Source organism: Xanthobacter sp. NM-59, from assembly GCF_021401125.1.
Classification (GTDB): domain Bacteria; phylum Pseudomonadota; class Alphaproteobacteria; order Rhizobiales; family Xanthobacteraceae; genus Xanthobacter.
Map to the genome: position 1 here is coordinate 204,533 of NZ_JACBFQ010000007.1, position 25,305 is coordinate 229,837.

At 64.9% G+C, this 25,305-nt stretch carries 26 protein-coding genes and 1 tRNA gene; 16 read left to right on the forward strand and 11 right to left on the reverse strand.

Annotation, left to right across the window (positions count from 1 at the left end; genetic code table 11):
* The first annotated feature begins 14 nt into the window (after positions 1-14).
* Both L0966_RS14175 and mmsB read left to right on the forward strand, forming a co-directional pair.
* Positions 15-1,148, forward strand: a complete 1,134-nt coding sequence (locus L0966_RS14175) for an isobutyryl-CoA dehydrogenase (RefSeq protein WP_234052593.1) — start codon at positions 15-17, stop codon at positions 1,146-1,148.
* 155 nt (positions 1,149-1,303) lie between these two features.
* Positions 1,304-2,200: a 3-hydroxyisobutyrate dehydrogenase gene (mmsB, locus tag L0966_RS14180; protein WP_234052594.1), complete on the forward strand. Its 897-nt coding sequence runs from the start codon at positions 1,304-1,306 to the stop codon at positions 2,198-2,200.
* Between the two features lie 84 nt (positions 2,201-2,284).
* Here the strand turns inward: mmsB and L0966_RS14185 are convergent, their stop codons facing one another.
* A complete protein-coding gene (locus L0966_RS14185) occupies positions 2,285-2,734 on the reverse strand; it encodes a DUF805 domain-containing protein (RefSeq protein ID WP_234052595.1) in 450 nt (149 codons plus the stop codon).
* A 130-nt stretch (positions 2,735-2,864) separates the two neighbouring features.
* A complete protein-coding gene (locus L0966_RS14190; RefSeq protein ID WP_234052596.1) occupies positions 2,865-3,842 on the reverse strand; it encodes a hypothetical protein in 978 nt (325 codons plus the stop codon).
* 384 nt (positions 3,843-4,226) lie between these two features.
* Between L0966_RS14190 and L0966_RS14195 the strand changes: the two genes are divergently transcribed.
* A complete protein-coding gene (locus L0966_RS14195; protein ID WP_255684020.1) occupies positions 4,227-5,534 on the forward strand; it encodes a site-specific integrase in 1,308 nt (435 codons plus the stop codon).
* Between the two features lie 126 nt (positions 5,535-5,660).
* On the opposite strand, the gene L0966_RS14200 is transcribed toward L0966_RS14195, so the two are convergent.
* The 5 genes from L0966_RS14200 to L0966_RS14220 all read right to left on the reverse strand — a co-directional run bounded on the left by L0966_RS14200 (position 5,661) and on the right by L0966_RS14220 (position 8,475).
* Positions 5,661-6,107 carry a hypothetical protein gene (locus L0966_RS14200; RefSeq protein WP_234052598.1) on the reverse strand — a complete coding sequence of 149 codons (447 nt, stop codon included), beginning with the start codon at positions 6,105-6,107 and terminating at the stop codon, positions 5,661-5,663.
* A gap of 98 nt (positions 6,108-6,205) precedes the next feature.
* A complete protein-coding gene (locus L0966_RS14205) occupies positions 6,206-6,748 on the reverse strand; it encodes a hypothetical protein (protein WP_234052599.1) in 543 nt (180 codons plus the stop codon).
* A gap of 77 nt (positions 6,749-6,825) precedes the next feature.
* Entirely contained in the window at positions 6,826-7,365 is a 540-nt protein-coding gene (locus L0966_RS14210) for a hypothetical protein (protein WP_234052600.1), read from the reverse strand.
* 142 nt (positions 7,366-7,507) lie between these two features.
* Positions 7,508-8,173 carry a hypothetical protein gene (locus L0966_RS14215; RefSeq protein WP_234052601.1) on the reverse strand — a complete coding sequence of 222 codons (666 nt, stop codon included), beginning with the start codon at positions 8,171-8,173 and terminating at the stop codon, positions 7,508-7,510.
* Positions 8,170-8,475 (reverse strand): helix-turn-helix domain-containing protein, encoded by a 306-nt coding sequence (locus L0966_RS14220; protein ID WP_370640744.1) that lies wholly within the window; start codon positions 8,473-8,475, stop codon positions 8,170-8,172. The genes L0966_RS14215 and L0966_RS14220 overlap by 4 nt, the downstream gene beginning before the upstream one ends.
* Before the next feature lie 59 nt (positions 8,476-8,534).
* On the opposite strand from L0966_RS14220, the gene L0966_RS14225 reads away from it, so the two are divergent.
* From L0966_RS14225 to L0966_RS14285, 13 genes are all read left to right on the forward strand, one after another.
* Positions 8,535-8,819, forward strand: coding sequence for a hypothetical protein (locus L0966_RS14225; RefSeq protein ID WP_234052602.1), 285 nt, complete (start codon positions 8,535-8,537; stop codon positions 8,817-8,819).
* A gap of 213 nt (positions 8,820-9,032) precedes the next feature.
* Positions 9,033-9,545: a hypothetical protein gene (locus tag L0966_RS14230; RefSeq protein WP_234052603.1), complete on the forward strand. Its 513-nt coding sequence runs from the start codon at positions 9,033-9,035 to the stop codon at positions 9,543-9,545.
* 3 nt (positions 9,546-9,548) lie between these two features.
* Positions 9,549-9,800, forward strand: a complete 252-nt coding sequence (locus tag L0966_RS14235; protein WP_234052604.1) for a hypothetical protein — start codon at positions 9,549-9,551, stop codon at positions 9,798-9,800.
* 234 nt (positions 9,801-10,034) lie between these two features.
* A complete protein-coding gene (locus tag L0966_RS14240) occupies positions 10,035-10,391 on the forward strand; it encodes a hypothetical protein (RefSeq protein WP_234052605.1) in 357 nt (118 codons plus the stop codon).
* The gene (locus L0966_RS14245) at positions 10,388-10,684 is read left to right on the forward strand and encodes a hypothetical protein (protein ID WP_234052606.1); all 297 of its coding nucleotides are present in this window, start codon (positions 10,388-10,390) and stop codon (positions 10,682-10,684) included. The genes L0966_RS14240 and L0966_RS14245 overlap by 4 nt, the downstream gene beginning before the upstream one ends.
* A complete protein-coding gene (locus L0966_RS14250; RefSeq protein WP_234052607.1) occupies positions 10,684-13,284 on the forward strand; it encodes a DUF927 domain-containing protein in 2,601 nt (866 codons plus the stop codon). The genes L0966_RS14245 and L0966_RS14250 overlap by 1 nt, the downstream gene beginning before the upstream one ends.
* Positions 13,284-13,577 (forward strand): hypothetical protein, encoded by a 294-nt coding sequence (locus tag L0966_RS14255; protein ID WP_234052608.1) that lies wholly within the window; start codon positions 13,284-13,286, stop codon positions 13,575-13,577. Before L0966_RS14250 ends, L0966_RS14255 begins: the two co-directional genes overlap by 1 nt.
* Before the next feature lie 93 nt (positions 13,578-13,670).
* Entirely contained in the window at positions 13,671-14,855 is a 1,185-nt protein-coding gene (locus tag L0966_RS14260; RefSeq protein ID WP_234052609.1) for a phage portal protein, read from the forward strand.
* On the forward strand, positions 14,855-16,456 hold the full coding sequence (locus L0966_RS14265; RefSeq protein WP_234052610.1) for a phage major capsid protein: 1,602 nt from the start codon (positions 14,855-14,857) through the stop codon (positions 16,454-16,456). The genes L0966_RS14260 and L0966_RS14265 overlap by 1 nt, the downstream gene beginning before the upstream one ends.
* 319 nt (positions 16,457-16,775) lie before the next feature.
* Positions 16,776-17,075 carry a head-tail connector protein gene (locus L0966_RS14270; protein WP_234052611.1) on the forward strand — a complete coding sequence of 100 codons (300 nt, stop codon included), beginning with the start codon at positions 16,776-16,778 and terminating at the stop codon, positions 17,073-17,075.
* Positions 17,075-17,431, forward strand: coding sequence for an HNH endonuclease (locus L0966_RS14275; protein ID WP_234052612.1), 357 nt, complete (start codon positions 17,075-17,077; stop codon positions 17,429-17,431). The genes L0966_RS14270 and L0966_RS14275 overlap by 1 nt, the downstream gene beginning before the upstream one ends.
* 105 nt (positions 17,432-17,536) lie before the next feature.
* A complete protein-coding gene (locus tag L0966_RS14280; RefSeq protein WP_234052613.1) occupies positions 17,537-17,944 on the forward strand; it encodes a P27 family phage terminase small subunit in 408 nt (135 codons plus the stop codon).
* The gene (locus L0966_RS14285) at positions 17,916-19,541 is read left to right on the forward strand and encodes a terminase large subunit (protein WP_234052614.1); all 1,626 of its coding nucleotides are present in this window, start codon (positions 17,916-17,918) and stop codon (positions 19,539-19,541) included. Before L0966_RS14280 ends, L0966_RS14285 begins: the two co-directional genes overlap by 29 nt.
* Positions 19,542-19,886: 345 nt before the next feature.
* Here the strand turns inward: L0966_RS14285 and L0966_RS14290 are convergent.
* From L0966_RS14290 to L0966_RS14305, 4 genes are all read right to left on the reverse strand, one after another.
* Positions 19,887-19,963 (reverse strand) — tRNA-Met (locus tag L0966_RS14290).
* Between the two features lie 111 nt (positions 19,964-20,074).
* The gene (locus L0966_RS14295; RefSeq protein WP_234052615.1) at positions 20,075-20,722 is read right to left on the reverse strand and encodes a class I SAM-dependent methyltransferase; all 648 of its coding nucleotides are present in this window, start codon (positions 20,720-20,722) and stop codon (positions 20,075-20,077) included.
* Positions 20,723-20,812: 90 nt separating this feature from the next.
* Positions 20,813-21,985 (reverse strand): tRNA 2-thiouridine(34) synthase MnmA, encoded by a 1,173-nt coding sequence (mnmA, locus tag L0966_RS14300; protein WP_234052616.1) that lies wholly within the window; start codon positions 21,983-21,985, stop codon positions 20,813-20,815.
* A gap of 289 nt (positions 21,986-22,274) precedes the next feature.
* Positions 22,275-25,079, reverse strand: a complete 2,805-nt coding sequence (locus L0966_RS14305; protein ID WP_234052617.1) for a [protein-PII] uridylyltransferase — start codon at positions 25,077-25,079, stop codon at positions 22,275-22,277.
* Between the last annotated feature and the right edge of the window lie 226 nt (positions 25,080-25,305).

The following is a 25,305-nucleotide window of genomic DNA, read 5'->3' on the forward strand; positions in this document are numbered from 1 at the left end:
CGGGCGCGAGCGACATGTTCACCCTTTCCGACGACCAGATCGCCATTCGCGACATGGCCCGCGACTTCGCGGAAGCCGAGATCGCCCCCCATGCGGTGGAGTGGGACGAGAAGAAGTTCTTCCCCATGGAGACCCTGCGGGCCGCCGCGGCGCTGGGCATGGGCGGCATCTACGTGCGGGAGGATGTGGGCGGCTCCGGCCTCTCGCGGCTCGACGCCGCGCTCATCTTCGAGGCGCTGGCCACGGGTTGCCCCGGCACCGCCGCCTATCTCTCCATTCACAACATGGCCACCTGGATGATCGACCGCTTCGGCGATGACGATCAGCGCGCCAAATGGGTGCCCAGGCTCGCCAGCATGGAGCATTTCGCCTCCTACTGCCTCACCGAGCCCGGTGCCGGCTCCGACGCCGCGGCGCTGAAGACGCGCGCGGTGCGCGACGGCGATTATTATGTGCTCGACGGGCAGAAGCAGTTCATCTCCGGCGCCGGCGCCTCCGACATCTATGTGGTGATGGTGCGCACCGGCGGCGATGGGCCCAAGGGCATCTCGACCCTGGTGGTGCCCGCCGACACCGCCGGCCTCTCCTTCGGCGCCAATGAGAAGAAGATGGGCTGGAACGTGCAGCCCACCCGCGCCGTCATCTTCGAGGGCGCGCGCGTGCCCGTGGCCAATCGCCTGGGAGCGGAGGGCGAGGGCTTCAAGATCGCCATGGCCGGGCTCGATGGCGGGCGGCTGAATATCGGCGCGTGCTCCCTGGGCGGCGCCCAGGCGGCGCTCGACAAAACCCTGGCCTACATGCGAGAGCGCAAGGCCTTCGGCAAACGGCTGGACGAATTCCAGGCGCTGCAATTCCGCCTCGCCGACATGGCTACCGAGCTGGAGGTGGCGCGCACCTTCCTGTGGCGCGCGGCGGCGGCGCTCGACGCCAAGACGCCGGACGCTACCAAGCTGTGCGCCATGGCCAAGCGCTTTGCCACCGATGGCGGCTTCAACGTGGCCAATGAAGCCCTGCAGCTCCATGGCGGCTACGGCTATCTGGCTGATTACGGCATCGAGAAGATCGTGCGCGACCTGCGGGTGCACCAGATCCTGGAAGGCACCAACGAGATCATGCGGCTCATCGTGGCCCGCACGCTGATGGGCTGAGGCCGGAGCGCGGAGTGCGACCGCCCCCCGCCTCGAAACGCTCCGCAGCGGCGCAGGCGTGCGACCGCTGGCGCATGAACGCGCTCCGATCAACAGGACGCGCGCACCACCGAAATCGGGAACGCCGCAACGAGCGTTCAGCAGGGAGGAACCACATGGCCAGCATTGCATTCATCGGCCTCGGCAATATGGGCGTGCCCATGGCCGCCAATCTCGTCAAGGCGGGCCACACCGTCACCGGCTTCGACCTGGTGCCGGCCGCGCTCGAAGCCGCCAAGGCGCGAGGCATCGCCGTGGCCGACAGCGCCAAGGCCGCCGTGGCCGGGGCCGAGGTGGTGGTGACCATGCTGCCGTCCGGCAAGCATGTGGTGGGTGCCACCACCGGTGCCGACGGGCTGTTCGCGGCGGCCAAGCCCGGCACGCTCTTCATCGATTCGTCCACCATCGACGTCGCCTCCGCCCGCGCCTTCCATGAGGCAGCCAAGGCGGCGGGCCACGAGAGCGTGGATGCGCCCGTCTCCGGCGGCGTGGGTGGCGCGGAAGGCGCGACCCTCACCTTCATGGTGGGCGGCACCGACGGCGCCTTCGCCCATGCCCGGCCCTATCTGGAGGCCATGGGCAAGAAGATCGTCCATTGCGGTGGCGCCGGCGCGGGACAGGCGGCGAAGATCTGCAACAACATGATCCTCGGCATCTCCATGATCGCCGTTTCGGAAGCCTTCGTGCTGGGCGAGAAGCTTGGCCTCTCCCATGAAGCGCTCTACGAGGTGGCCTCCACCTCCTCCGGCCAGTGCTGGTCACTCAACACTTATTGCCCGGTGCCGGGCCCGGTGCCCACCAGCCCCGCCAATCGCGGCTACCAGCCGGGCTTCGCCGCCGCTCTGATGCTGAAGGATCTGCGCCTGTCGCAGGAAGCCGCCGGCACGGCCGGCGCGGCCACCGCCCTGGGCGCCGCCGCCACCGCCCTCTATACGGCGTTCGCGGAAGCCGGGAACGAAGGCAAGGACTTCTCCGGCATCGTGGAATGGATCCGCGAGCGCGACGACACCTGAGGGCGCGGACCTTCGCTGACCCATAAAAAAGGGGCGGACGACCACGGTCGTCCGCCCCTTTTCTATTCCCTCGGCCTGCCGATCTCAGACCGGCGGCAGCAGCGGGTAAGGCGCGGAGCCAAAGGCATTGTCACGCGGCTCGGACGGCTGCACCCACCAGAACAGCAGCACGAGGAAGCCAATCAGCGGAATGAACATGATGAGCAGCCACCAGCCGCTGCGCCCCACATCATGCAACCGCCGCACGCCCACGGCCAGATTCGGCAGGAACAGAGCGAGGGACACGAGGTGCGGCAGGAAGCCGAAGCCATAGCTGCCCCACATGGCCATGCCCCAGCCATGGCCCATAGGCCCGAACGTCTCGGTCTGCATGCCCCCCACCATCGGCCCCATGAACAGGGCGACAATGATGGAGACCGCAATGGGCAGCAGCAGGACGAACAGCTCAAACCACCAGAACTCGCTCCGCGTGGCGCGGCCGTCGAACGCCACATATTTCGACAGGCAGGTTTTGACCGCAGTCGAGAAATTCATTGCCCCATCTCCATTTCCGCTGCGACGGTAAAGGTTCCAAGCGCAGGCGGAAAGGGCCTTTGTCGGCTGCGAGTGCCGTCATGCGCCCGGACGCGACAATGCAGGGGCCGAGCCGGCCGACGCTCTCGCCTTAGTCCTGGCGCTCGACTTGGCGCTCCACTTGGCGCTCCACTTGGCGCTCCACTTGGCGCTCGACCTCGAGATCGAGCCACCGGGAGATAGGCCTCGGCAGAAGGGTGTGGTTTTCTCGCGCGAAGGCGATCAGGGCATCCTTCTCGATGATGGTCACGTTACCGGGGCGCGCCTCGCCATAATTTCCGCTCGCCGCGAAGAGAAACACGGTGTCCACCTGTCCGTCGCCCGCATAGATGGCCGGATCCAGGACGCGCCATCCGATCTGCTTGACTTGAACTCCAGCGGTGCGCCCGTCCGCCCGCACCAGCGTGCATTCATAGCGCGGCGTGCTGCGAGCGTGGCTGCTCAGCACCACGCGCCATCCCTGCTCCTGCAGAAAAAGCGCAACCAGATCCTCAAGCTCGGATGAGCTCAAAGCCGAGATGAAGCACCCCAGCGGCGGCAATTCGGCGGCCTCACCGCATTTCGTTTTGAACAGCCACGGCGTATAGGCACCCACGAACGGATCCGGAATCCTTTGGATCGCGCCACCACGCCCTGCAAAGCTGGCCTTTACGGCGCCCGGCACCTCCACGTCCGCGATATCAACTCCGCTGTCACCGCCGATGATGTGGGCCGGCACCACATGAAACAGGTCCTGCAACTCGATCCAGCGTTCCTGGTCCGTCGCGCCCGTGCCATATCGGCGATAGCCGCGCCCCGTCACCTTCCCCAGCAGGTAACGGCCAAGCTGATCCCTGGACCAGATGAAGTCTCCTGGCGCCACGTTCAGCATGATGGCGCGAACAGCGCGCTCTCGATACCCGATGTTGTCGCAATGTCGCTCGAGGTATTGCTCCGCCGGCTCATTCTCAATTTTAAGCAAATTACTGCCAGGCCAGCCCAGGCCGAGCACTTTATGCTCAAGACAATGTGCCACCACCTCTCCCGCATCGAGGACAGTGGGACGCAGGTGGAGACGCCAGACCGTCATGCGGGCTCCCTAACGCTCAAGGCACCACTCGCGCGAAGCATCCACAGTGGCACGATGCCTCAACACACTGCGTAGCCCTAGCGAAAGCGTGGCGCGCGCACGACGTGCGGGACCCGGAAAGCACCGCGCAGGCGGGCCAGATCACTCTGACAAAGTTCAGGGTTCGGGGAAATGGTAGCAGCGGGCGGACTTGAACCGCCGACCTCCGGGTTATGAATCCGGCGCTTCACTGTTTTCCGGGATTGGATCGGGTTAGATCGGATTGGCTAGAGCGTTTACTTTCAATGGCTTATTGTTTGTCCGGATTGGATCAGCGTGGATCCGGTTTGCCTCAATTTCCCGACTCGTGCTGACTTGCTGCTGACTTGGGATGGAGAAGTCAGCATGCCGAAGCTCACGAAGAGGGTGGTGGACGCCACCGAGCCGGACCCCGCCCGCAAGGTGATGGTGTGGGATGCGGAGATGAAAGGCTTCGGCCTGCGGGTGACGCCAGCCGGGGTGAAGTCCTACGTGGTGAGCTATCGGACACCGGAGGGTCGCCAGCGCGAATTCACCATCGGCAAGCACGGTTCGCCCTGGACCTGCGAGATGGCACGGGAGAAGGCGCGCGAGGTGCTACACGGGCTCACCCAAGGGGTGGACCCGCTGGAAGCCAAGATCGCCGCGCGCGCGGTGCTCACGGTGAAGGCATTGGCCGACCTCTACATTGAGGAAGGCCCTGCCGAACGCCCATCAAAGAAGCCGCGCGGCTGGAAGGATGACCGATCCCTCTTTGACCGGCATATCATTCCGCTCATCGGCGCGAAGCCCATAACCGGCCTAAAGCCATCCGACATCGCAAAGATGCAGGCCGACATTGCTGCGGGTAAGACGGCCGCCGACATCAAGACGGGCTTCCGGGGCCGCGCCATTGTCACAGGGGGTGAGGGCAGCGCCTCCCATGCAGTGGTGTGCCTGAAAGCGGCCCTGCAATTCGCGGTGCGACGTGAGCTGATCGAGAAAAACCCGGCGGCGGGCGTGCAGCTCTACAAGGGCAAGAAGATGGAACGCTTCCTGAGCTTAGAGGAAGCCGGCCTGATCGGAGAAGCTGCGCAGGCCCTCTTGGACGATGGCACCATCAACGAAGCGTGGGTGTCCGCTGTTCGCCTGCTGATGCTCACCGCATGCCGCAAGAGCGAAGTCCTTGGCCTCGAATGGTCAAGGATCGACATGCAGCGTGGCCTCATCAACTTTCCCGATTCGAAGACGGGCGCCAAGGCAACGCCGCTGCCCCCGGCCGCAATCGAGACGCTCCGCGGACTGCCACGCAAGCCCGGCTCACCCCACGTGTTCCCCGCCCTACGAGGCGACAACGGGCACATGGTCGCTTTGCAAAAGCCCTGGACCGCCGTCCGGGTGAAGGCGACAGCGCTGGCGCGCGAGCGTGCCGTGAAGGCGGGGACTGATCCTGACGCGGCCCCCAACCTGACGGCCGTTCGCCTTCACGATCTGCGGCACAGCTTCGCTTCGTTCGCCGTGGAGGCCGGCGCTTCCCTATTCATGGTGGGCAAGGTGCTCGGGCATCGGCAGGCAGCCACGACCGAACGCTATGCCCATTTGCGGGACGACCCCCTCAAGGCGCTGTCGAACAGCACCGCCTCGATGATCGACGCGGCCATGAAGGGCGGGAAGAAGCGCGAGCCTGAAGGCTGATTTCATCTCCGGCATCGTTGTTTTCGCGGGGAACATGGGGAACAAGGGGTACAGCGTTGATTTCTCAGGGGCTATTCCTGTTCCCCAGCTTGGGGAACAGTGGGGAACAGTGGGGAACAGGCCCCCTCAGCACACCAGCGTTCCGCCGTTGTCCTGCACCTGGGCTTTCAGCTTATCCTTGATGGCCCCATCCACCGCGCCGGCAAACACCCGGTTTGCATAGGTGAGCCCCAAGGCATGGAGCTTCTTGCGGACGGCCCCGCTCGCGCTCTGCGAGAGGCGCACAGCGATGTTCACCTTGCCTGTGGGCGCCGGCGGAAGGCTCTCCAAGGCGGCATGAAGGGCTTCGGCCTTCGCCTCCACCTTGAACAGGGAGGCACCCGCCGTGCGCTGCGCCACGCTCACCAGCACGTCGGCAAGGCTTTCCCCAACGCGCGTGCGGCTGGCGATTTCCTTCAGCACCGCATGCACGGGCTCGGGCGCCGTGACGTTCAGTTGCTTCAGGCCAGCATCCGCGAGCTTGGCCTTATGGCGGGCCTGACGGGTAGCGTTGGCGTTTTCTGCAGTGGGCATGGCGTCTCCCTGGCGTTACTAGAACGCGTTACTAGAGACGGACATAGGGAGAGGTGAGCCCTGCGCAAGGCCAGCGGGAGATTGCCCGCCGCCGATATCTATCGTCGCCGCATCACCCAAATGGGCAAGATCAGCTCCATCCGCCCAGATTCCGCAAGATACGAAGCTATTTCGAAGCGTTTATGTCCTTCCACAAGAAGGAACGCTGCTGGATAGAAACCGTCTGGCATATTATCGCGAACATGCAGATCGAAATTATCTACTACAATTGGAGGAGTAGGGAACGTCTTGTATTTCAGCATATATTCAGTAAGCCATAGGCCCCACATAGGGTGATGCTCTTCTACAAGATACCGGCCCTGCGCGATGACATCCGATCGATCTGGAGAAAAATTATTTCCATTCCATCTGATCCGGGCAATCTCTGAAAGGCTCCATCTTTCCAGCGCAAATGTGTGCTCTCCGGACTTTAGGAAAGCAAACGGCGAGTGTCGCCAGTGGCGGTGTAGCCATTCTCGCGCGACCTCTTCCGGGACACTTGGAAACGCGTACCGAACTCGACCCCACCATTCATTGAACGGTGTAACAACGCCGCCGCCTTCATCGAATTCCGGTGCCAAGTGATCCGGATAATCATCCATGACGACCCTCCTCTGCGGCTGTCTGTTCTGCAAGCAACAACTTGTCGCTTGCGCCCCCTAGCGCCCTTGTCCGAGTTTCACCGCTTACGGACTGCCTTGTAGGGGTTCATCCCTGACAAGAGGCGCTGCCTGAGAACCTCAAGTTCAGCAATTGTCGCCGCCGCATCTGTGCGCACGCCACGCCCAACCTCCACTCCATCTCTGAAGGGCGCCATGTGTTCTCCATCCACCCGCCATTCGATCTTGTCGTCGGGGATGAAGTCGAACGTCTTCTCAACATAAGCTGGAGCAGGCGTGACACAGAAAAAATGGCCATCCTTCTCGACAACCGAATGTAGAACGTAATTGCCGTCCTGCACCCACCAGCCGGTGACGTGCCGCATGAGCCCCTCTGGATCATGAACCTGCAAGAAGTGCGCATTCTCGTGGCATTGCTTCGCAGGCATACGCATATACTCAAGATCGCGATCGGGTCGGCGCGTGACAATAACGACCGGCAGCGCCTGGATTTCCGCGACGGTGCGCGTCTCCCAATCCGACGGCGGAAACATCCACTCGCCCAGGTCTGCGAGAAATGTGTGGCGCACCTGCTCCAATTTGCGCTTCGCCTCTCCCATCCTTGTCTCCTCAGTTTGAAGCCGCGGAAGCACGCTGCAAACGCCAGCCCCTTAGCGTTGCCCCCGCATCTTCAGCCTCACCCCGGCCCCTCGCTGTTCTCCAGGGTTCGGGCCACGGCCTTCGCATCACCGCTGGACCGCGCTAATTCTCGTCAGGCACATTCCGGTCACCACGAACGACTGATGGGATATCGATAAGCTCGCGAATCTCTGCCAACCACGGGCTAGGTGCATGTACTGCGGGACCAAAGGACCCTATGGGCACGAGCAATCCGGTGCGCGCTAAGCTAGCACAGATCGCATGAAGGTCACCCAGGGCAAACCCTGCCTTTCCCGCCATCGTGTTTAGTCGCCGCCAAAACTCCGCGGCACGCTCTTCGTCCCCTTGAGCAGATACATCGGCTTCACATAAACAGGAAAATCCAAGTATAAGTAATTCATCGCGCGTTAAATCCTCTAGTATTTTAGCCCACTTCAAAAATGCGTCTTCCGATAATGCCCTTTTCGTTTTAAGTCCGGCTATAACTTGTGAAAGGAGGCGGATATTTTGAATTGATGTTCCATCTGAAATCGCGCGCGATATGCGCAGAACCATTGCAACAACAGGTTCTACATCCGTATCCTCAAATTTAATTTGGCCATGAATGCCATGCGACAACTCGTCAATTAGAATTTCTACACTCTTTCTTCTTCGATCATCAATTACTTTTTGAAAAATATGGCTAATTGTACCGCTTCCTGGCAGTATCAATGCGCACAAATCGCTGGCAATTACCGCGCCAAGCCTGGCTAGCTCAAAGTCACTCATGCCCGGCCCCTCAGCCTCACGCCCGGCCCGTTGCCATTCTGCTCAATGAATAGCACGCCGGCAGCTTCAAGGGCGGCTACGATCTTAGACACCGTGTCAGCCCGCCCGCCAAGGGGGCCATCCACGGACTCCAAACGCGCTATTGTCGGTTCGGAAACCCCTGATGCCTTAGCGAGATCGCCCTGCGACCATGCGAGCATTGCCCGCGCCGCCTTCACCTGCCGAACGGAGATCACTGGAGCCTCATTGATAGAATTTCTATTGACCGATCCAATGTGGCGGATTAATAGTTTTTCTATCATTAACGCGCTCCCGGAGCAACCTAATGCCCAAGCCCACCGCTGCGGCAAACGTAACCCCCATGCCTGAAGCCCGCCTGCTCACCGACGCGGAGAAGCTCGCCCGTCTCCACGACCTGGAGAGCGAAGCCTATGAGGTCGCCAATATGGCCGGTGTCGTCTGGGACTTGATGGAGAGCCTGTTCGACGGGAGCCAGAGCCCCGGCGTGACTGGTGACCGGACCGACCTGCACTCGCTCGACCCTGGCAAAGTGGAGCGTCTGCACTTCGCTGCGGCGCACTCCATGGAACTCACTGGCCGGTTCAAGGACCGGTTCATGGAGGGCCTGGGCTACGGCGGCTCCTGATCTTCCAGGCTTTTTCGCCATAACCTGTTCCACAGTCAGGTTATGGGCCTGCTCCCCTGGGCTTCGTTCGTTTGGCGAAATGGGCGGTGCGGATGGCGCGGAGTGGATAGCTGGAAATGTCTGGCGTTAGTTGGCGGATGAAAACTTGCGCTTGCCAACTCATCCCATCTTAGGATACATCGAAGTAGGCACCCGCACACTTCGGATGACAATATGAGCATTTTCAATGCCGAATTCACAACCGGACAGGTGATCGCCGCCGCCGACGTGACCAACTCCGCCCTTCAGACGTGGATCAAGCGCGGCCTGATTGTCGGACACAAGAACCACCAAATCGACATGCCAGGAACCCCTGGCATCAAGCGCAAATTCTCTTTTTTCAACGTCATGGAAATCGCCATCGCCAAGGGGCTCATTGACCTGGGCGTAGAACTCACCGACGCGTTCCGCCACGCATCGCTGTTTGCGCACACGGGTGACGAAGAGCGGCATCCGTCTCTGCTGTTCCGCGATCCGGGCTTCACTCTTCTTTGTGTCGCCGGTCCGAAAGCAACGGAAGTCCTTTGGATGCCGGGCACAGATGTTACCGCAACGATCCGAACGAACCTTCATCATCCGCTTGGGTGGGTCACTCTTGAGGTGAACAATGTATTCGACCGGGTGACCACCTCCCTGGGGTATCACCCGGAAGCCGTCCTTACTGAGTGTTATGGGGAGAACAACTGATCCATGGACGCGATCAACCTTCCGCCTCGCCTCCGCAAGCCCCGTCTCAGCCGCAAGGAAGCCTGCGAATACCTTGAGATGGTTCACGGCATCACCCGCGCCGTGAGCACCCTCGCGAAGCTGGCTCACACGGGCGGTGGCCCTGCCATCGAATATGTCGGCAAGCGTGATCTGCGCTACCCGCGCACGGGCCTCGATGCGTGGGCCGAACGCCTCATCTCCCCTCCCGTCTACTCCACCGCAGAAAGGAAGTGATCCTATGGCCAAAAAGAGAACCGCCGCGTCGGGTGTAGGACCCCGGCACGGCGGCAAAAGCACTCAGAAAAAGTCAACGAGCACTTTCAACCACGCGACGGCCTCGGCCGCAAGCCTTTTCGTCCCGTTCTTTGACGACGGCCGATACATGGGCATGCGCTACTTCGAGAACCGTGCCGCTGCCCGTGCTGCCATGCGCCAGGGAGCACTTGGATGAACCTCACTCGGGATGCCATGCACACCTCGACGGTGCGCACCGTCGCGGCGGACTTCGCCTTCTTCGACCGTCGTCCGGATCGCACGTTCCGCGTGCGCCTCGCCTCCGCTGCGGAGAGCGCCTTGATCCGTCGCAAGGCCGGAACGTCGTTCCAGCCAGCGCCCAGCCGGCGATTGATCGTTGGCGTTCATATCGTGCGCGATTGGCTTTTCGTCGCCTGGGGCACTGCGGACGCGGATGCCGCGGCCGATCTGGACGCCCTCGACGAGGCTAGCGCCGGCGCGATGGCGGATGCGATGTTGGGTCAGGGGCGCATGCTCTGGGCCCGGTGCTTCGGTGTCCCGCCGGACGCAAGGCGAGGCCTCGCCGGATGATCGACTTCGCCGCCATCAACGGGGCCGCTCTGGCGGCCCTGCCTTCCATCCTCGCCCGCTGGCTCCCTGGAGGCCGGCGGCAGGGGGCTGAATACGTGGTGCGCAACCCGAAGCGCGCGGACGGGCGGCCCGGCTCCTTCTCCATCAACCTGCGCTCGGGCCGGTGGAGCGACTTCGCAACCGGCGATGCGGGCGGCGATCCCGTGTCCCTTGCCGCTTACCTCTTCGACCTCACCCAGGCGGACGCCGCGCGCCGTCTCGCTGCCATGCTCAACGTGAAAGGGGGGGCTTGATGCACGCTGCCCTTGATGACGCTTTCGCCCCCCTCTCGCCGGAAGAGGCGTCCGCCTCCGAGCGGGCGGCTCCGAAGCGCGAGGAAGAGACACCCATTGTTCCGGTTCCTGCCGATGCGCCGGCCATGTCGTTCAAGCTCTCGAAGCATGGGGCGCCGTCCCGCGTGTGGCCCTATCACGACGCCGAAGGTCGGCTCATGGGCTATGTCTGCCGCTGGGACTTCACTGATGCCGAGGGCAACCCGGCAAAGCAGGTGCGCCCCGTCACCTATTGCGACCTGGGAAACGACAAGAGAGCCTGGCGCGCGAAGGGCATCCCCTCTCCTCGTCCGCTTTTCGGCTTGCCGGACATTCTAGCCAGCACTGACGCCATGGTGATCGTGACGGAAGGCGAGAAGGCACGCGATGCCGCCGCCGCGCTGTTCCCCGACATGGTTGCGACAACGCCCGCCCATGGTGCCAAGAGCCCGCACCTCACGGACTTCAGCCCGCTCGCCGGCCGAACGGTGGTGATCGCGACTGACAATGACGACGCCGGCCAAGCCTATGGCGACAAGGTGTGCGAGCTGGCGCGCGCTGCTGGCGCTGCGCAAGTGCTCCATTTGCCGCCGGATCGCCTGGGCGCCTGGCTCTGGCAGGGCGAAGAGAAGACGTTGCGCGGCGAAACCTTGCCGGCCGGGTGGGACATTGCCGACGCACTCGAAGAGGGATGGACGGCGGAACGCGTTGCCGAGATGCGCGGCGATCCCGCTTTCCTGCCTCTCTATCGCGATGCCGAAGAGCGCGAGACGCTGCGGCGGATCGAGGCCGGCGAGCCCGAGGAACTCACCAAGTGGCCGTTCCGCGTCGTCTCCAATGGAGTCGAAAAGCGGATCGAGAAGGCCGACAAGGAAACCGGGATCGTCACCATCGAATGGCGGTGGTTCTGTTCGCTCCTTGAGGTGTCGGCGAAAACGCGAAGCGCGGACGGCGAGGAATGGGGCCGGCTGCTGAAGATCACAGACGACGACAAGCGCGTGAAGTATTGGGCCATGCCCATGGAGATGCTGGCTGGCGACGGCATCGACTATCGCAAACGGCTGAATTCCCTCGGGCTCACCATGGCACCGAGCACCTTCGCTCGAAACGCCCTGCACGAATACATTTCGACCGCACGCCCCGATACCAAGGCCCGATGCGTCGGGCGGATCGGCTGGCATGGCAAGGTCTATGTCCTGCCATCTGATACCATCACCGCCGTCGAATCAGAAGAGAGGACCCTTCTCCAGACTGTCGGCGAGGCCGATCATGCCTTCCGAGAGGCTGGCACCCTGGAAGGCTGGCAGAATGGCATTGCGCGCCTTGCGGTGGGCAATTCCCGGCTGGCCTTTGCCATGTCCGTTGCCTTCGCGGCGCCGCTGCTCTATCCGGCCGGCGCGGAGGGCGGAGGCTTTCACTTCCGGGGCGCCTCTTCCACGGGGAAAAGCACGGCGCTGGTGGTGGCGGGTTCGGCTTGGGGCGGCGGTGACATCCGGGGCTATGTGCGCACCTGGCGCGCCACCTCCAACGGGCTCGAAGGCGTAGCGGCCATGCACTGCGATGCCCCCATGCTTCTAGACGAAATGGGGGAGGTTGACGGACGGGAAGCCGGTGCGGTCGCGTACATGTTGGCCAATGGCGTGGGCAAGTCGCGGGCCGGTCGCAGCGGCGAAGCGCGCAAGGCGGCGGAATGGCGGCTACTGTTCCTTTCAAGTGGCGAATTGAGTCTTGATGCCAAGGTCGCGGAGGGTGGCCGGAAGGTCGCCGCCGGGCAACAGGTGCGGATCGTGGACATTCCGGCCGATGCCGGTGCGGGCCTTGGCCTGTTCGAGAACCTGCACGGCTTTCCTTCCGCCGATGCCTTCGCCCGGCACCTGAAGATGGCGGCCGGCGAGCACTACGGCACGCCCACCCGCGCCTTCCTGCAAACGCTGGTGGACAATTTCGACGCCATCGCGCCCACGGTGAAGGGCTATGTGGACGAGTTCATTGCCGAGAACTGCCCCAAGACCGCCGATGGGCAAGTGAGCCGCGTTGCCGCCCGCTTCGGACTGGTCGCCGCTGGCGGGGAGATGGCGACCGCTGCCGGTGTCCTGCCCTGGACCGAGGGTGAGGCGACACGCGCCGCTGCCCGGTGCTTCCGGGACTGGCTCGCTGCGCGCGGCGGCATCGAACCGGCGGAGGAGACGGAAGCCATCGCGGCCGTGCGCCGCTTCATTGAGCTTCACGGAAACTCGCGCTTCGAGGCCATGGGCGAACTGGCGCCGCGCGACGGCATCGGGGCGCCCATTGACCAGCGCATCACAAACCGCGTGGGCTTCCGGCGCCGGGCCGAAGGCGGCGGCATCGAATATCTAGTGCTGCCGGAATCGTGGAAAAGCGAGGTGTGCGCCGGTCTGGACGCGGGAGCGGTGGCGAAAGTGCTGAACGGGCGCGGGCTGCTGGTGGCGGGTGGGGATGGAAAGCCGCAGGTGAAGACGAGGCTTCCAAACTTCGCGAGCCCCGTCCGCTGCTACGTCATCGCGGCCGGCATTCTTGGCGATGCCGAGCCCGCGACCTATGCTGAGCGGGATTTTGGCTGATGCCCGACTTCAGCCGCTTCGCCGTCTTCGCGCGGAAAGGCAGCGCTGTTCCCCACTGTTCCCCACGTAGGGAACGGATTGGGGAACAGAAAAAGTCTATTACTCTCAACGCTGTACCCCATGTTCCCCTTGTTCCCCAGGAAAACGACATAGGTGTGGACAAAGCGAGGTGGCGCGACGCCTTCGAGGAGCGCGCGGCCATCCTCGAATATGACGGTGGCTTTTCGCGCTCCGAAGCCGAGCGGCTGGCGCGGATCGAGATTGAGGCGCTGCGCAAGACGAGCGGCATCTAAGCCAGTCCAATCAAAGCAAATCCAATCAAATTTACTTCGATCATCTTGACATTCTTGAGTTGACGAGACCCGCGCGCGTGCAATCCTCGCCGCATGTTCTCTCGCCTCCGCCACCTCTTCACGCCCGAGCGTAAATCCCTCGCCACGCCTGATGCGGCATTGCTGGCGCTTCTTGGCGCGGGCGGCCCGACTGCTGCGGGGGTGAATGTCGGATCTTCCAGCGCCCTCACGGTTCCGGCGGTGGCCTGCGCGGTGCGCGCCATCTCGGAAGCCCCCGCTACCCTCGACGTGAAGGTGATGCGCGGCACCGAAGAGGTGAGCGACCATCCCGTGGCGGGCCTGCTGCGCGGCGACGTGAACGACTGGACGGACGGCTTCAGCTTTCTCCGCGATCTGGTTGCCCAGGCTCTCACCCATGACGAAGGCGGGCTCGCGTGGGTGAACCGCGTGGCCGGCGCTCCGGTGGAGATCATCCACTATGAGGCCGGCGCGCTCACCGTCGAACGCGACATGAACGGCACGCGCGAGCCGAGCTATCGCCTGCACGGCGCACCCATCGATGCCCGCGACGTGATCCACCTTCAAAGCCCGTTCGGCCGCTCCCCCGTCTCCCTGGCGCGGGAGAGCATCGGCCTTGCCCTCACCCTCGACGCCCATGCGGCGCGGCTGTTCGGCAACGGTGCCCGCCCGTCCGGGATGATCACGCTGAAGGACAAGACCACCCCCGAGGCCCTGCGGCGGATCAAGGAAGCGTGGCAGCTTGCCCTCGGTGGCGGCAAGAGCGGCGGCACGGCCATTCTGGAAGGTGGAGCCGAATACGCACAGCTCGCCCTGTCGAGCGTGGATGCGCAATTCGTTGAGCTGCGGCAAGGGGTGATCCTCGACATTGCCCGCGCCTTCCGGGTGCCGCCGCAAATGCTCTACGACCTCACGCGCGCCACGTGGTCGAACGCGGAACAGATGGGGCGCGAGTTCCTCACCTACACGCTGGAACCGTGGCTGCGTGCGCTGGAAGGTGCCCTGCGCCGCGCCCTGTTCACGCCTGAGGAACGCGCCGCCGGCCTGCGCATCACCTTCGACCGGGACGACCTCACCCGCGCCGACATCGGCGCCCGGGCCACGGCCTATTCGTCGCTCATCGCCTCCCGCGTGCTCTCCCCCAACGAAGCGCGCGGCTGGGAGGGCCTGCCGCCCTATGCCGGCGGCGATGCCTTCGCCAATCCCAACACCGGCGCCAACCAGGCCGGCGCCCCCGCGCCGCAGGATGGAGCCGCCTGATGGAACACCTCACCCTTGAAGTGAAATTCGCCAGCGGAGAGGCCGGGCTCGTGTCGGGCTATGCCTCGCTGTTCGGTGGCCCGGCCGACCTGGTGCGCGACGTGGTGGCCCCCGGCGCCTTCGGCCGCGACCTTGCCGCCCATGCCGCCCTCGAAACCATGCCCGCCATGCTGTTCGAGCACAAAGGTGCGCCCATCGGCGCTTGGCTGGAGATCGAGGAAGACGAGCTGGGCCTGAAGGTCAAAGGCCAGATCGACCTTGCCACCCCCGCCGGACGGGACGCTTACGAGCTGGTGCGCAGCGGGGCGGTGGATGGGCTTTCCATCGGCTATCTGGCTGTGAAGTCCGAGCGCGCGCCGGACGGCATCCGCACCCTTCAGCACATCGAATTGCACGAGATCAGCCTCGTTCGGCGCCCTGCGTCGAGCCGGGCCCGCGTGCTCAGCGTGAAATCGGCCGCAGGCGCGGCGAGCAACGGGAAGACCCCCATGGAAAACGATACCAACACCGCCGACGCCCCCACCATCGACACCCGCGTGGCGGGCCTTGAAGAGAGCGTGGCCGGCATCGACAGCCGGCTGAAGGCCGTGGAAGACAAGGTGGGCAGCGTGAAGAGCGTGGCCGACCGGATCGAGGCCAAGCTGAACCGGCCGGGCATCGCCACCAAGAGCGAGGAAGGAGCGCTGGAGACGAAGGCGTTCACCTCCTATGTGCGCCGGGGCGATGCGGCCACCGGCCTGGAGATGAAGAACCTCACCCAGGCCAGCAATGGCGGCGGCTATCTCGCGCCCACCGAGTTCATCAAGGAGATTGTGAAGGGGCTGGTGGAGGTGTCGCCCATCCGTTCCTATGCCCGCATTCTCTCCATCTCTGCGGCCGAGGCCAAGATGCCCAAGCGCACCGGCACCATGACGGCCGCGTGGGTGTCCGAAACCGGCGCCCGCCCCTCGACCGAACCGACCTATGGCGAGGTGACGCTGACCCCGCACGAAGCAGCCTGTTATGTGGACGTGTCCAACGCCCTGCTGGAAGACAACGCCTACAACCTTGTCGGGGAGCTGTCGGCGGACTTCGCGGAGGAGTTCGGCCGGCTGGAAGGCGCGGCCTTCGTCTCCGGTGACGGTACAGGCAAGCCGGCGGGCATCCTGGCTGACACCACCATCACGAAGGTGACCAGCGCGGCCACGGCCCTCACGGCTGACGACCTCATCGACCTGTTCCACGCGCTGCCGGGCTTCTATGCGGCGAACGGCGTGTGGGGCATGAACCGCACGACCATCGGCGCGGTGCGCAAGATGAAGACCACGGTCGGCGACTACCTGTGGCGCGACGCCATGTCGGAGGGCAACCCGGCCACCATTCTCGGGCGCCCGGTGGTGGAACTGCCGGACATGCCGGACGTGGCGGCCGATGCCCTGCCCATCCTCTTCGGTGACCTGAAGCAGGGCTACCGGATCGTTGACCGCCTCTCCCTGTCGGTGCTGCGCGATCCCTACACCCAGGCCCCCAATGGCCAGACCCGCTTCCATGCCCGGCGCCGCGTCGGCGGTGGCGTGGTGAAGGCGGAGGCCCTGCGCCTGCTGAAGGTGAAGGCGGCCTGATCCCCTTAGGGGCGCCGTTCATTGAGGGCCTGTAGCGGCCGGCCCGACAACGAAAAGCCCACCTCCCTGGCGCCCCCCCGGTTTCGGCCGGCAAATTCAAGGGTCAAGGCGGGCAAGGTCGCGAGTACCGGCGGTGCGTCCTACGCCGCGAAGGGCTCACCGGGAGGGGCGCGCGCGATGCAGCCCCTCCCACCTGTTCCCCGTGTTCCCCAAGCGAGGGAACGGTGGGGAACAGAAATATGCCAAGTGAAATCAAGCCTGTACCCCACGTTCCCCGTGTTCCCCTCAGAGACGAGGCACCTGCACTCGGAAAGACACCATGGCCGACACCCTCGATATTCTCCCCCTTGCCGACCTCAAGGCCCATCTGCGGATCGACCATGCCGACGAAGACGTCAGTCTTTCCGACCTGATCGAGACGGCGCGGGGCGTCGTGGAAGGCTGGTGCGGCCCGCTGGACGATTTCACCGGTGACGTTCCCGCGCCCCTGGTGCACGCCATGAAGCTCTATGCCGGGCACCTCTATGAGAACCGCGAGGCGACCATGGCGGGCGACCTCGCTGAAGCGCCCCTGGGCTTCTTCGACCTGATCGACCCGTTTCGCCTGAGGGCCTGCTGATGCCCTGGGCACCGCCGAAGCACTGCCCGCGCGGCCACCCCTCCTTCACCGGCTCGCAATGCCCAGTGTGTGCTGCCGAGCGGAAGAAGGCGGCCGATGCCCGGCGCCCCTCCGCGTCCGCCCGTGGCTACTCAGAGAAGTGGCGCAAGGCGTCCCGCTCCTGGCTCGCCAGCCCCGGCCGTGAGCGCTGCGTGCACTGTGGTGGGCCTGCCGAGATGGTGGATCACCGCATCGCCCCCAAGGGCGACATGAAGCTGTTCTGGGACGTGAGCAACTGGCAGCCATCCTGCCGGGCCTGCAACACCCGCAAGGCGATCCGCGAGGAAGGCGGGTTCGGCAATGCGGTGTCGAGGTAGGGGGGGGGTGGATCGAGACTTGCGCCCCTGAGCTCGGGACCGGCGGGGTCGTCTTGCGCGCACTCTCGAGACAAATGGGGTTTTTGGAAAAGGAGTTTCCTCACCATGAAGGGCCGTAAGCCGAAGCTCCAGATCGTGGATGGCAGCAAGGGGGCTGGGCGCTGCCCGCCGCCTCCCGGATCGCTCTGCGCCCACGGGGCCGCGGAATGGAAGCGCACCGCACCGCTCCTTCATGAGCGCGGGCATCTCACCGACGACACCCTGGCGACGCTGGAAGGCTACTGCCGCGCTGTGGGCCTCTCGCGCACCTATACCGAGATGATGAACGCCGAAGGCCATGTGCTCCAGACCGACAAGGGGCCTGTGACGCACCCCGCCTTCAAGATGCTCATGGGCGCCATGCGGGAAGCGCGCCTGCTCGCGGCCGAACTCGCGCTGACGCCCCATCGGCGCGGCACCGCCGCCAAGGAAGGGGAAGCCGCCAATGGCTGGGACACCGATCTTCTCGCCTGAGCCTGGGCTCTATCCCGACCCCACCGGCCGGGCGGATCGCATGTGCCGCTTCGTGCGCCGTCTCCGGCTGTGGGAGGGACGCTTCGCGGGGCAGCCCTTCACCCTGCATCCGTTTCAGGAAGCCATCATCCGCCGCATCTATGGCCCCTCGACGGACACCGGGGCGCGGCTGGTGCGCACCGCCTGCATCTGGATTCCACGCGGCAACGCAAAGACCACGCTTGCTTCCGCCCTGGCGCTCGCGCACTTCATGGGGCCGGAGGCGGAGGCCGGCGGACAGGTGATCCAGGCGGCGGCCGACCGGGAGAATGCCGGCATCGCCTTCAAGCACTCGTTCGAGATGGTGAAGCAGGACGGCGCCTTGCTCTCCCGCGTCGCACCCATCGAAAGCCGCAAGACCCTCAACCATCCCGGCACTGCGAGCGTGCTGAAGGCCATCTCGACCGAGGCCTATTCCAAGCACGGCCTAAACGTCTCCTTCTTCCTGGCGGACGAGGTGCATGCGTGGCCGGCCTCGGAGGCGCGCAAGCTGTTCAAGGTGGTGACCGATTCCATGGTGAAGCGCGACCAGCCCTTGACCATCGTCATCTCGACGGCCGGCGAGGGCACGGGCGGGCTTGCCTCCGATTTGTGGGAGTACAGCCACAAGGTGGCCTCCGGCGAGATCGAAGACTCGACCTTCGCCCCCATCATCTTCGCCGCGCCAGCCGGTGCCGACTGGCGGGATGAAAGCGCCTGGCACAGCGCAAACCCCGCCATTGCCGCCGGCTTCTGCTCGCTGGAGGAACTGCGCATCAAGGCCCGGCGGATCGAGCATTTTCCGGCTGAGATTGCCGACTTCAAGCGCTTCCACCTCAATCTGTGGCAGGAGGGCGCGGCCGAACCCTGGCTTGCCCTGGAGGTGTACGACGCGGCCGAACCCATGGCGCCGGCGGAAGAGCTGGAAGGGCGCCCCTGTTGGGTGGGCGTGGACCTCTCCAGCGTGGAAGACCTCACCGCCGTGGTGGCCGTGTTCCCCTTCGCAGGCGAGGACGGGCACGCCCGCTATGACGTGCTGCCCATGTTCTTCCTGCCCGAGGCCGGCCTTGCCCGCAAAGCCGAGCGGGACCGGGCGGATTATCTGAAGTGGAAGGACGCGGGCTTTCTCACCGTGACCGCCGGCAACGTGGTGGATCACAGCGCCATCATTGAACACGTGGTGGCCTTGGGCGAACGCTACGGGGTGCAGGAAGTGGCCATCGACCGATGGAACTCCACCGCCGTGAACACGGCCCTTCAGGAGGAGGGCTTCACCATCAACCAGTTTGGCCAGGGCTTCGCCAGCATGGCCGCACCGGTCAAGGAGCTGAAGCGGGCCATCCTCGCCGGGCACTTCCGGCACGGCGGCAATCCCCTCCTGCGCATGTGCTTCGGCAATGTGGTGGCGGAGCGGGACGCGGCCGAGAACGAGAAGTTCACCAAGGAGAAGGCCCGCGAACGCGGTCGCATCGACGGCGCGGTTGCCGCCGCCATGGCCATCGGCCGCATCCTGGCAACTGACACCGGCACCAGCATCTACGACAGCGACGAGTGGACCCCCGACATGATGGTCATGTGAGGCGTGTTCCCCTTGTTCCCCAAGCCCGCAGGATGTGGGGAACACGACCACGACGCCGCAAACCATTGATATTACAGCACGATCTGAGCGCGTTCCCCTTGTTCCCCGCGTTCCCCTCGAAAACGATCAAGGTCGGGAACGAAATCGCTCCCCGCTGCGGTCCCCCTCAAGGAGGGAATCATAAGGGATAACTGGAACAAAACATGAACATACATAGAAAAGCAAAAGAGAGGGGCGATCCCGGCGGCAAGCTACGGCATTCGCTGCGGCTTCCCCGCTGCTGACTTCTTGCTGACTTGGGATTTTGCGCTGACTTGGCTTAAGGCTCTAAGTCTTTGATTTTATTGGTAGCAGCGGGCGGACTTGAACCGCCGACCTCCGGGTTATGAATCCGGCGCTCTCACCAACTGAGCTACGCTGCCACGGCCGATTCAACGCATCGGCTAGAGGCGGGGATATAGGGGCGCCGATACGCCCCTGTCAAGAAAGCCGAAGGAGTCTTGCACATCCCCGTGCCCCCCTTCGCACAGCCCTCAGGCGCGCGCGCGCTTCTTGATGCGCACCAGCTTGAAGAAGCCCACCGGGAACACCGGCGAAATTTCCACCACTTCCATGTCGGGATAGCGTGCGGCCCAGTTGCGCAGGCGCGAGGCCTTGAAGGCGATGGACCAGCCCACCTTTTTCACCAATGGGGCCAGCGCCTGCTCGATGTGCATCACCGGGCCCTCGTCGGCGCCCAGCTTGGAGGCCACCACGATCTCGCCGCCGGGCTTCAGCACCCGATACATCTCGTCGAGCGCCCCTTCCGGGTCCGGCACCAGAGTGATGACGAAGGGCACCGTGACGGCATCGAAGGTGTGGTCGGCAAAGCCGAGGTTGCAGGCATCCATGGCCGCGAGCAGGCCCACCTGGGTAAGGCCGCGCCCCACCTTCTTTTCCACCGCCTTGCCCAGCATTTCGGGCGAAAGGTCGATGCCGGTGACATTCACCGTCTTGGGGTAATAGGGCAGCACCAGTCCTGTGCCCACGCCCACTTCCAGAATGCGCGGGCCGCAGGCGGCGGCGGTGGTGGCCGCCTTGCGCTGCGCATCGGCCAGCAGCTTCACATAGACCTTGTCGTAGATCGGCGCCCACTTGGCATAGGCGCGCTTCTGACCCTCGAGATCGTATTGAACCGCCATCCTGGCCTTCTCCCAGCCTCGTCCCTCGGCCGCGCCGCCCGGCATCCCGGCGGGGCGGCGACAAACCCTTCGCCTCAAGCCACCATCGGCTCACGCCACCTGCGCCATGCTGCGCACGTCGCTCTGCGCCTTCACGATGGTGCCCCCGCCGAGCAAGCGCGCCCGGCTGTCCGCGCTATCGTAGAGCACGCAAGCCTGCCCCGGTGCAACGCCTTCCTCGCCGAGAGCGAGATGAACCAGCGGCGTTCCGTCCGCGGCGGTATCCAGATGGCCGGGAGCGGGCGCGCGCGTGGAGCGCACCTTCACCTGCACCTCGGCGCGACGGGCGCAGGCATCCTCGAACGATCCCTCGCCCAGCCAGTTCACATCGGCCATCTCCACGGTGCGCACCATCAGCGCCTCGCGCGGGCCAACCTTCACCTCCCGGCGCGCGGCGTCGATGCCCACCACATAGAGGGGCTCCGGGCTGGCAATGCCCAGCCCCTTGCGCTGGCCGATGGTGTAATGCATCACCCCGCGATGGCGCCCGAGAATGCGGCCATCCAGATGCACAATGTCGCCGGGCTCGGCGGCCTCGGGGCGCAGGCGCTCCACCACCTCGGCATAATTGCCGCCGGGCACGAAGCAGATGTCCTGGCTGTCGGGCTTGTCAGCCACCTGAAGGCCGAAGCGGTTGGCCAGGGCCCGCACCTCGCTCTTCATCATGTCACCCAGGGGGAAGCGCAGGCGCTGCAGCTGCGCGGCCGTGGTGGCATAGAGGAAATAGCTCTGGTCCCGCCCTTCCTCCGCCGCCCGGTAAAGGGCGCGGCGGCCGTCGGGCAGCCCGCGGCTGGACACATAATGGCCGGTGGCGAGCACCTGGGCGCCCAGCTCCTCCGCGGTGGCGAGCAGGTCCCGGAACTTGACGGTGCGGTTGCAGTCCACACACGGAATGGGCGTGACGCCGGAAGCGTAGCTCGCCGCGAAGCGGTCGATCACCTCTTCACGGAAGCGGCTTTCATAGTCGAGCACATAATGGGGGATGCCCAGGGTGCGGGCCACCTCGCTCGCATCATAGATGTCCTGCCCCGCGCAGCAGGCGCCGCGACGATGGGCCGCTTCCCCATGATCGTAAAGCTGAAGGGTGACACCCACCACATCATAGCCGGCATGGGCGAGAAGCGCCGCCGTCACCGACGAATCAACGCCGCCCGACATGGCCACCACCACGCGGATGGAAGCCGGGTCGCCCGGAATGTCGAGAAGGTTCGGACTGCTGTTCATGCCGGATCTTGATGCCGCAAGAAAATGCCAAGGGCTTTCGGGCGCCCCCGATGGGCCGGCCCGAACCAAGCTGCAACTTGCTCGCACCTTTCAGGCCATGGGAGCAAGGCGAAAATAGGCCAATGCGCGTGGGGGCCGGATCGCGCCCCCGCCCCGCGCGACCATTCCCCACCAGAAAACGAAAGCAGCGCCAAAGGGATAGATCCCGCGCGAGGAAGCCGGCGCGGGATGAACCGTGATCGCCGCTAAAATGACGAGATGCTTCGTGATCCGGCGGCGCCCCGCCCGATCACGCCCGCGCCGCCCGGCGCGGGGCCTCCTCGTCGTCGATGGCGCCCTCAAACACCGCCATCAGCGCGCGGCGGATGGCCGACTGGCGGGCCGCCGCCGTGATCTTCGCGCCCATGAGGTCGGTCACGTAGAACACGTCCACCGCCCGCTCGCCAAAAGTGGCGACGTGGGCGGAGGCGATGTTGAGGTTGAGCCGCGACAGGGTGTTGGTGAGCGCGAACAGCAGGCCCGGCCGGTCGAGGCCGGAAACCTCCACCACCGTGTGGCGGTTGGACCAGGAATTGTTTACCGTCACCTCGGGCTCGATCGAGAAGGTGCGGCGGCCCTTGGGCAGCTTCCGGGCCATCACTTCCGGCAGGCGCACCTCGCCCTTCAAGGCCTGTTCCACCGCCTCGCGGACGCGGCCGGCCCGACGCTCCTCGTCATCGTCGCGCTCGAAGGCACGGCGAATGGCGATGGTGTCCAGCGCCAGCCCGTCGGTGGTGGTGGAAATGTGGGCGTCCATGATGTTGGCGCCCGCCGCCGCGCAGGCCCCGGCTACGATGGACAGCAGCTTGGGATGGTCCGGCGCCAGCACGGTCAGCGTCGTCACGCCCCGGCCCGGCTCCATGGTGATCTGGGTGGCGATGCTCTCGCCCGCAGCCTCGGTGGCATCGATGAAGCGGGCGTGGCGCAGCTTGGCGTCCAGGTCCATGCGCAGCCAGTAGGACGGATAGTGTCGCGCCAGATAGGTTTCCACCTTCTCCGACGGCCAATCGGAAAGCGCATGGCGCAGCTGCGACTGGGCGGCGGTGACGCGCTTGCCGCGATCCACCTCCGAGAAGCCGCCGGTAAGCACTGGCTCGGTCTCGTAATAGAGGGTGCGCAGCAGCTGCGCCTTCCAGCTGTTCCAGGTGCCCGGCCCCACCGCGCGGATGTCCGCCGTGGTGAGGATGGTGAGCAGCTTCAGCCGCTCCAGATTCTGCACCACCGCGGCGAAATTCTCGATGGTCTTGCGATCCGACAGATCACGCGACTGGGCGACGGTGGACATCACCAGATGCTGTTCCACCAGCCACGCCACCGTGTCCGTCTCCATGGGCGTCATGCCGAGGCGGGGGCACAGGCGCCGGGCAATGCGCGCGCCGGCGGTGGAATGATCCTCCGGACGACCCTTGGCGATGTCGTGCAGCAGCATCGCCACATAGAGCAGATTGCGATTCTTCACCGTCGCCATCAGCTCGTTGGCCAGCCCGTTCTCCGGATTGTTCTTGTGCTCGATCTCCGAGATGATGCCAATGCAGCGCAGGAGATGCTCGTCCACCGTATAGTGGTGGTACATGTTGAACTGCATCATGGCCACGATCTTCCCGAATTCGGGAAGGAAGCGACCCAGCACCCCGGCCTCGTTCATCCGCCGCAGCACGGTTTCCGGCGCGGTCTTGGAGGCGAGGATTTCCAAAAACAGGCGGTTGGCTTCCGGATTGTCGCGCACCTTGGCGTCGATGAGCGGGAGCGAGCGCGCCATCAGCCGCATGGCGTCGGGATGCAGCGCGAGGTTGCGCTTGTCCGCCACATGGAAGATGCGGATGAGATTGACCGGGTCCCGCTTGAACGCCTCCGCGTCCGCCACGTTGAGGCGATCGTGGTCGAGGATGAAATCGGGGCTGTCCTTCAGCGCCGCCCGGCGGTGACCGGAGCGGAAGCGCTCCACCATGCCGCGCAGGCCGGGCACGGGCTTGGCCTGGTGCTCCTCCAAGGCGGCGGAGAGAATGGCGGTGAGATCCCCCACATCCTTCGCCACCAGGAAGTAGTGCTTCATGAAGCGTTCCACGTCGCGCTGGCCGGGATGCTCCGTATAGCCCAGGCGCTGGGCCATCTCCCGCTGCACGTCGAAGGAGAGGCGATCCTCGGCCCGCCCGGTGAGGAAGTGGAGGTGGCAGCGCACCGACCACAGGAAATCCTCGCAGCGGGTGAACAGCCGGGCTTCCTCGCGGGTGAACACTTCCTTGGCCACGAGCTGGCTGGTGGTCTGAACCCGGTAGACGTATTTGGCGATCCAGAACAGGGTGTGCAGGTCGCGCAGGCCGCCCTTGCTGTCCTTCACATTGGGCTCGACCAGGTAGCGTGACTGGCCGGCGCGGCGCAGGCGCTCCTCGCGCTCGGCCATCTTGGCGGCCACGAATTCGGCGCCGGTGCCCTCCACCACCTCCTTGTCGAAGCGCTGCTCCAGATCGTGGAACAGGGCCTTGTCGCCAGCCAGGTAGCGCGCCTCCAGGATGGACGTGCGGATGGTGAAGTCGGCCCGCGCCTGGCGCAGGCACTCGTCCACCGAGCGGGTGGCGTGGCCCACCTTCAGGCCCAGGTCCCACAAGATATAGAGAATGGCCTCGGCGACGCTCTCACCCCAGGCGGTCTGCTTGTAGGGCAGCACGAACAGAATGTCGGTGTCCGAGCCCGGCGCCAGCATGCCGCGGCCGTAGCCACCCACCGCCGCGATGGCCATGCGCTCGGAGCGGGAGGGGTTGTCGGCCGGATAGAGGATGGTGGTGGCCACCTCATAGGCGCTGGAGATCATGGCATCCTGGAAGGCGGACAGGCGCATGGCGCAGCAGCGCCCGCAGCCGTCTTCCTTCAAAAGGCGCTCGGCCTCGGCGCGAGCCTCCTGCATGGCGGTCTTCAGGTAGCCGACGATGGCGTTGCGCAGCTCCAGATCCTTGCCCTGGTGCGCCTTGGCGATCTCAAGGACGTCCGCCCGGAGCTTCTGCCCCTCGAACGGTTCTCCGATGGTGCGCTGGGCTTTGGAATTTCGGATGACAGCCATTGAATCGATCTGGTGCTGAGGTGCGGAAACGCAGCCCCTACCAATAGCGCAAATGGTCGCTCCCGGCGAGGGCCCCCCGCGGCGCGCGGCGAGCAACCCGGCCCCTCGCCCGCTGCGGCCCTTAACCCTCCCTTCAGGGGGTGGCCGGCAGAGTTCGCGGTGTGCGATGCGGAAAGAAGCGGGCAACAGCCCAGCCGCTGCCGTTTTCGCCCCATTTGGGTGGTGG